Raw genomic sequence first — 7,650 nt, forward strand, 5'->3', positions numbered from 1 at the left:
CTTCGGTCACCAATTTCTCGGTCTATGCTGAGTGCCTGCTGGTGATATTCGATAGCCTTCTCTATCTGTCCAAGCTCTCTGTAGACAATCCCCAGGTTACCTAAATCAATCCCCTCACTCTTTCGGTCACCAATTTCTCGGTCTATGCTGAGTGCCTGCTGATGATATTCGATAGCCTTCTCCATCTGTCCAATGGCTCTGTGGGCGAGGCCCATGTTGCCTAACACAATCCCCTCGTCCCTTCGGTCACCAATTTCACGGTTTATGCTGAGTGCCAGCTGGTAGTACTCAATAGCCTTTTCCATCTGTCCAAGGTCGTTATAGGTAAGCCCCAGCCTATTCAGCCATGCCCCTTCCTTTATTCGATTTTTTAGTTGAAGAGCTGATTTCCATCCGGTTTCATTGACGGTTAATCGCTCTATCCAATATCCTTGAATATCCATATAGTCCTCTATTGCCCAAGCCAGGCGCATGGCTGCATCCCACGCACCCCGCTTAATACACACTTTTAGGAGATATACTATATGTAGTCGTTCAGTATCAAGATGATGGTAACCTATAAGTCCTTTCTTTGTCTCCGCTTCTGCTAAGTATATGTATTTATCTATTAATCTTTCAATTACATTGCTACCCACTTGTAACCGTTCATGTGCATAAGTATGAATAAGAGCATGGCTTACTTCATAGCGGTCGGCATTAATTGATAATAAAAAACCATAGCCAGTGAGCTGTTTAAAGGCCAGCCTTACTTCTCTGAGAGAAAAACCTAAAACTTCACTTATCAAATTTCGACTGAATGGAGCAAGAGCAAGGCATCCGCAAAGAGCTATAACAGATATAGCTTGTTCGCCCACCTGCTTTAAAGAACGTTGTAATAACCAGGGAACGCTATTCTCGCGGTGCCGTTTTTCGTCGGGATCAAGAGCATCAAGCGGTGTTTTCTCTAGCCATTCTAGGTATGATGAGACAGTCTCATCTTTGGTTTGCCTTAAATAGTGTCCAATAAGACGCACTGCTAGAGGTAAGCCTCCAACAATTTCACAGGTGCTCTTGGCAGAATTTTCGTTATCTATCTTGCCTTCTGCCCAGTCATACAGGAGTTTTAGTGCCTCATCTGGCTCTAAGGGTGCTAAATCCTCACGGTCTACTACAGCATCACGGCTATTCCGGCTTGTTATTAGTATTCCGCAATTGCCTGCTACTCTCAGGACTTTTCTTAAGTCATCAGCCTCTTCGGTACCATCTAAAACCAGTAAGACCCGTTTCCCTGAAAGAGCATTAAAGGCTGCATCAGCAGGGTTCGGTTTTGGTTCATAGCCAAATGCACGGGCAATTGCCTCAAGAGCCTTGTTAGTATCTGGTTGGCCATAAAAACTATAAAATACTACTCCATCCTCGAAGCGCTCTGGTGGCTTATTATCTGAGATCATCCGCTTCAATATTTCAGCAGCGAGCGCAGTCTTTCCAATTCCGCCAGGGGCACAGATAGTAATAATACTGCCTGGTTGCAGCCTGGGTAGTATCTTATTTATTTGTGCTTCCCGGCCAAGGAAATAATCAGCCGGGCGAGGACGCTGCAAAGGTTTTTTTATAGATGCGGTTTGGGAAGTACCTTCGTTCTTCTCTGCTTGATCTTCTAATAAAGGATTAAACTCAACCTTTGTTATTTTATAGTCACCAAGCCAAAATAAAGCACTCTCAAAGTCTTTATCTTGATTATGGAAAAAGGCTGTTGCAAAATCATGTTTTACTTTTTTATCCTCAATAAGTTTCCAATTATTACCTGCGGAACGTGAAAGAGTAAACGGATAATTTTTCCCATATCTACGAGAATTTGCATAATCCCGCCACTGCCTGTAGAATTTTGGATAGCTCTCACCTTCCAAAGGAATCATCATCTTTAATTCCTTGGCAGATATTTTTCCTTTTCCTTGCGCCATCCACTTAACTATAGTCAAGATACTTTTATACCGCAGACCATCGTCACTGGTTGAGAATCCAATAAGTAACTTTTCCTCATCAGTGATTATTTCAAATGCTCTTGGGACTGTCGTTGTCTTAATTTTTACTATCTTCATATCCAGTTGCAGATCTCATAAAATTAACCAAAATCCGAATATTTATTAAAATAAGAATCAAGAATTACCTACAGTTATGGCCTCTTCAAAAGTTGCAATGCAACTGACCTTCCTACCAAAAAATCGTTAGGCTATTCTGTTATCAGCAAGGATTTCAAGGCCGTTCATTTTCTATATCTCTTGGCTGAAGCATAGGATATTTGTCTGTGATTTTTCTAATAACGTCTTCAAGGCCATCATTAGAAACAAGTTTTAATTGAACATAATGGTTAGGTCCAGTATATGGCAGCATATAGGGTTCAAACCAATCTTTCATCGGCTTATATAGAACTGATATCCCCACAGTGGCACCGGCTAAATGGTAAAAACCCCAGTTGTAGTGTTCGCGGTGCGGGTCATCACAGCATCCTAAAACCGACTCTCCAAGCTTGCCTAGATCGACCCTTATCTTTCTCTCAAGTGCTCGTGTTTCATCCTCGTTTGCAGGCTCGTAATAGAGTAAAGCCTTCTCGTATTTTCCCCTCGTTACACCGTTATGCTGACCTCTATATTTTGCCATCTTATTCAGCTCACAGTCAAAGAAAAAAGGCCAACTATATAAACCTTTCCTTTGTAACTACCATTTAGGGGTAAAAACCCATAGTGGGGGCTTTATTGTGAACAGGCAAAGACACAGACATCCAGAAAAATCAGCTAAGCGCTCGGATAATACGTCTGTGTCCGCTTCTGGCGTTCCGAATAAAGATGATGCTTACCTGGCAATATGGGTATTAAAAAAGTTAGGTTGGTCGGCCAGAAGGATTGCAAAGCTGAATTTGCCCACCTCTCACCATACGATAACTAATTATTTTTCAGAGGCTTGTGAACTAATTAAAGAAGAAAAATTGCCCATTATGGATACAGGTAAGGAATCACCAAAGCTTTTGCTATCTGAGGATCTTGAATATCTTGACGCGAAGGTTAACCAAAATCCCTGCGGTGGCGGCAGGAGAGTCATGCCCCACCATTATGGCAGTGATTGGGATGATTAAAAGAAAAAGCCTCTGGATTCATGACGGGAAGGTTTCTCTACATTGCAGGTTTGATCACGATCTTATGACAAGAACTTTAAAGGATGTATGAGGAATTATCCTGAAAAATATATGCAAAGGTATAGGAAGGATTAGCAGGCCATTATTTCTCAGTAAAGTCAAAACTTCTTTTTCTGAACCAATCTTTAAAGGGAGTCAAGCTAATGAAAAAAAATATCCTAGCCACATCAATCACCATAATATTCATCGACCTCATCATTACTTTTGCCGAGCGTTCATACATTATCCGTGGGCTGGTCCCGTTTTACAGCATACTGGTGCACAGGTATTTCACCATCAAAGCCTATGACGTGTTTCTAGTCATCGGGTTTCTTATCCTCCGGATCATTTATGCCCATAACGGCATTAATTTCAAGACCCTGGCATCTCTGCGCTACCTGTTTTATCCCAGGGACATCAAAGACATTGCTTTCATGGCCGTTGCAGCTATCATAACTCACTTTTACCTTTTCACCTGGCTGACACAAATCCTATCAGATCCTATCAAGGCAATAATCCTGGCCCCTGATGCAATAAAAAAATCAGTAATCGTTATCCTGCCATTTATTTGGCTATTGGCACTAACAGTCATTAGCCGGTGTATTGCTACCGGAATATCCCGGAACACTCAACCCATGCCTTCCACCTGGTAAGGCAGATTATCAACCCATTTATCAAAAGGAGGTCTTAAAATGGCCAGCACTCAGGTTTTTAATGACAAGGAAAAGAGAAGCATCACCGAAAGAGCCACTCTACTATTGAGAGGTTCAGAGGAAAGAAGTAGCGTCGAAAAAACCGCCAATGATCTTCTCCTGGATATCAGCGGTTCTATGGGTGATCCAGTCGGAAGGGGGGATCAGAGGAGCAAGACGGATGGTGTGAAAGAGGCGGTCACCATGTTTGTGAGCAGGATGTCGCCCACTGCATGGCTATCCATTATATTGTTCAACGGCTCTGCGAGACTGCTCTGGCCCATGCAGCCGCTTGAAGACAAGGGCAAGGTAATCAATGAGGTACAGAAGATTATAGCCGACGGCTCAACTAATATGGCAGAAGGTATGATGATGGCGCTTGAGCAATTCAAGAAAGCTCCTAAAGAGTTCACCAAAAGATTGTTCGTGCTTAGTGACGGGATTTCAGGCAGTAACCCGATGCATGCGGCAGACCTGCTTAAGAAAGCAGGCGCACGCATTACATCCATCGGCTTCGGGGATGACCTTGGAGCTCTGGATACGACAGTCCTTAAGGCCGTAGCCAGCACCTCGCCGTCTGGAAATCCCGAATACTATCATTTCCTTGATTCTGCGAACCTGACCTGCTTCATGGAAAATAAGACACGGGTCATATAGGAGGGGTTAAGCAATGGCAAATATAGCCGCAACTTCTGAAAAAGGCTTGCGCAAATTCCAGCAGGACAGTTACCGGTTCAACCTGATCGGCGGGACAGCCTGCCTTGTTGTAGCTGACGGGAACGGCGGGAACAATGCGGAAGTGCTTTCAGCAAAAGCCGCTGATAGCTGCATGTCCTGCCTGAGCCTGGCACTATCAAACGGCAGGGATATCGGTTCGGACGATTGCCTTCGGACAATAGGCATCGGGGCCATCAATTTTGCTGCGGATGCTGTCATGCAGGAAAAAGACTCCAATCATAATCTTGCTAATGCCGGGACAACCATTACGGTTGTCCTGGCCTCTCCCCCAAGGGCTGGTGCATTCTGGATCGGGGACTCAGGGGCCTATATCTATGATTCAGACGGCCTGCTCCATCTCACTAACCCGTTGCATACACTGGCAGAGAGGCTGATTGAGCAAGGCCAGGATCCATCGATACGCACTAAACAGCCCGGCCTTAACTCTGTGCTCACAAGATGTGCCGGGCATGAAAGCTGTGAGCCGAGTTCAAGGATAATCCGCATGGAAGGCCAGGCAATATTGCTTGCCGGAAGCGACGGAGTCTTCGGCTACCTGCCGGAAGAAGCGTTGACAGACATCCTGAAGAACAACTTGGGAGAATGCTACGATATCCGGGAGCTTGTCAAATCTATTGTCGATACAAGCCTTCTTGTTTACAACTCTGACGACAACTGCACCCTCATCGGATGCACGATCCAGCCGCACCACAAGCTGGCCTGCAAGACCAGCTATCTCACAAAACTCTATGAGTGGAGGTAAGAACCAATGGAATCAAAATATGTACTGGTAGTCAGCAACAAGGCATCAAACACTGAGAAAAGATATACGCTCGAAGAAGGCAAGGAAATCCTGGTCGGCGCTAATCCCATGGCGGCTATTCCGGTCGAGGATCAGTACATGTCTTACAACCACTTCTCCATCAATGTCAATGGAGGTAAGGTCGAGGTAAAAGACCTTAAGAGCACCAACGGTCTCTACCTTCAAATTGACGGATCTGTCCTGATTTCACCGGGCCAGACAATCATAGCCGGTAAATCCATTTTCAAATTGGAACAGGAGGGCGATCCATGTTCTTCGGAAGGCGAACGCCAGCCGGATTCTACCCCGAACACAAAGATGTGATATACCGCAGGTACGAGGTCATTGAGATTATCGGCACGGGCGTCACCAGCATAGTCATTGTATGCATCGATCTCAGTACGAAAATGAAAGTTGCTGTCAAAAGGTTCTATCCTGAAAAGATGACTAAGAAGCTTGCAGAAAGGATCAGCCAGGAGATAAAGCTGAAGCTAAAAAGCGAATACCTGGTAAAGGCTGAACAATGTTTTGAGGAAAACGGCATCAAGCACATTGTCATGCCCCTGGTTGATGGCAAAACCCTGCGTGATGTCATTGCTATTAACGACAGGATAGATGAGATTTCAGCAGCACATTTTTCCCTCTGCCTGGCAAAGGCCGCTTTATGCCTGGGAAAAGAAGGCATCCAATCCTGCGACGTGAAACCCGAAAATGCTATCGTCACCACAGAGCGGGTGATCCTGATTGACCTCAACTGTTTCGAGAGGATCGGCTCAAGGCCTGAAGTTTCCAAGGGAACGCCCCCATATTCTCCACCGGAACTGGTAAAGAGAGACTGCCTGTCTGCCAAGACTGATGTTTACTCTGTCGGCGTGATAATGGCTGAGCTTATGCTGGGCAACGACGCTTTCTCAGGGATGGCAGCCAGATGGAGCCAGAATGCAGAAAATGCGGTAAAACCGGATATCACGTTGCTGGTTTCAGAATACCCGGATGCAGCACGGATCATAGACAGGGCGCTTGAGCCTGACCAGCGAAAGAGGATAGGCACGGAAGAGCTTATCTGTGAGCTTTCTGATTATCTTGATTCACTTACCGGCTCTGCAACCCCAGGAAGGCTCGTCCTGGTATTCAGCAATGGCAGGCAGATACCTTTAACCGAGGGCAAAACGATCCTTGGAAGGAATGCCATAGACCCGGCGAATCTCTATATCTCGGAATCGCATTTTGAGCTTGATCTTGCAGGAAATGCGGTCAAGATGCGAAACCTCAGCAAAGTGAATCCCGCGAAGGTCAACGGTGCCAAAATAGACGGCAAATGGGTAAATCTCAATATCACGGACGTCGTTCAGGCAGCCAATGTACAGATGACATTACAGATGGCTTAATCAAAGGTAAAGCTCCGGGCATGGCGGTGCAACCTAACCCGCCATGCCCGGAAAGGAGGGGCTCATGAAAACAGAACCAGTAAGAATCCAGGAGAGGGACAAGCTCATCCTGAAATATATCTACAAATTCCAGTGCCTTCAGATTTCCCAGGTGGCAAAGCTTGCGGATATCAGGTGCATCAAGATATGCCAGCGCAGGATAAGGAAATTAATCAAATCCAATTACCTTGCAAAGATCGACATCCCAACGACTTTAGGCAAGAGCCCGTACCTGCTATACCTGACAGAGCGGACAGGCGCTCTTTTCAATGTCGAGGTCTCAAAGCCCAGGCTGACATTGACCCTTTCGCACCAGAACAAAAATTCCGACCTGCTCATACAGATCATCCTTAGCTTCAGGAATTCGGGAATCGAATGCGAGGTCCTGCCGGAGCACCTGATCAGGCAGGCTGAGAATGAAATCTTCCCTGACGGAGCCTTCATGCTGAGGAAAAACAACAAATCAGCCCTGTTCCTCATGGAGAACTGCACGGGAACCATGCCCCTGCGCTCAAAGAATTTTTACGAGGACATAGAATTAAAAATCGCCAGATACAGCGAAGAGCTGTTCAAGCCGAACGCTATAGGTTTTTATGAGGATTACTTCCAATCGACTTTCAACAGGTTCAGGCTGGTCTATATCGTGAACAGCAACCAGCGTCTTGCGGCAATCAGCAAGATAGTAAAGCAGTACGACGAGCACGGGTTCGTCTGGTTAACCGTAATGAAGGATTCAAGGTAGTGTCAAGATTTTTGTGTAAAATCCTCATTAGTCAACTTTTTGAAGAATGGCAGATTGTGACGCACTTTTCCTATTGGGTTTGACCTCCATTGGAGTTCCATCTTTAGACTGATAAAAGCCAA

9 protein-coding genes are annotated in these 7,650 nt (G+C 45.5%); 7 read left to right on the forward strand and 2 right to left on the reverse strand.

What is annotated here, in order from left to right; translation table 11 throughout:
- Window positions 1-2,078 (reverse strand): tetratricopeptide repeat protein (locus AB1611_12820; GenBank protein MEW6380472.1); only part of this gene is annotated, 2,078 nt, incomplete at its 3' end.
- A gap of 154 nt (window positions 2,079-2,232) precedes the next feature.
- Complete coding sequence (locus tag AB1611_12825; GenBank protein ID MEW6380473.1) at window positions 2,233-2,637, reverse strand: hypothetical protein; 405 nt, start codon at window positions 2,635-2,637, stop codon at window positions 2,233-2,235.
- A gap of 97 nt (window positions 2,638-2,734) precedes the next feature.
- On the opposite strand from AB1611_12825, the gene AB1611_12830 reads away from it, so the two are divergent.
- The 7 genes from AB1611_12830 to AB1611_12860 all read left to right on the forward strand — a co-directional run bounded on the left by AB1611_12830 (window position 2,735) and on the right by AB1611_12860 (window position 7,528).
- Complete coding sequence (locus AB1611_12830; GenBank protein MEW6380474.1) at window positions 2,735-3,109, forward strand: hypothetical protein; 375 nt, start codon at window positions 2,735-2,737, stop codon at window positions 3,107-3,109.
- Window positions 3,110-3,312: 203 nt separating this feature from the next.
- Entirely contained in the window at window positions 3,313-3,801 is a 489-nt protein-coding gene (locus AB1611_12835) for a hypothetical protein (protein ID MEW6380475.1), read from the forward strand.
- Window positions 3,802-3,840: 39 nt separating this feature from the next.
- Window positions 3,841-4,497: a vWA domain-containing protein gene (locus tag AB1611_12840; protein MEW6380476.1), complete on the forward strand. Its 657-nt coding sequence runs from the start codon at window positions 3,841-3,843 to the stop codon at window positions 4,495-4,497.
- 13 nt (window positions 4,498-4,510) lie between these two features.
- Window positions 4,511-5,320, forward strand: coding sequence for a PP2C family protein-serine/threonine phosphatase (locus AB1611_12845; GenBank protein ID MEW6380477.1), 810 nt, complete (start codon window positions 4,511-4,513; stop codon window positions 5,318-5,320).
- Window positions 5,321-5,326: 6 nt separating this feature from the next.
- Entirely contained in the window at window positions 5,327-5,683 is a 357-nt protein-coding gene (locus tag AB1611_12850) for an FHA domain-containing protein (GenBank protein MEW6380478.1), read from the forward strand.
- The gene (locus AB1611_12855; protein ID MEW6380479.1) at window positions 5,629-6,747 is read left to right on the forward strand and encodes a protein kinase; all 1,119 of its coding nucleotides are present in this window, start codon (window positions 5,629-5,631) and stop codon (window positions 6,745-6,747) included. Before AB1611_12850 ends, AB1611_12855 begins: the two co-directional genes overlap by 55 nt.
- A gap of 64 nt (window positions 6,748-6,811) precedes the next feature.
- On the forward strand, window positions 6,812-7,528 hold the full coding sequence (locus tag AB1611_12860) for a hypothetical protein (GenBank protein MEW6380480.1): 717 nt from the start codon (window positions 6,812-6,814) through the stop codon (window positions 7,526-7,528).
- Window positions 7,529-7,650: the final 122 nt, after the last annotated feature.

The organism is bacterium (genome assembly GCA_040755755.1).
In the GTDB taxonomy this organism is placed as follows: Bacteria; SZUA-182; SZUA-182; order DTGQ01; family DTGQ01; genus DTGQ01.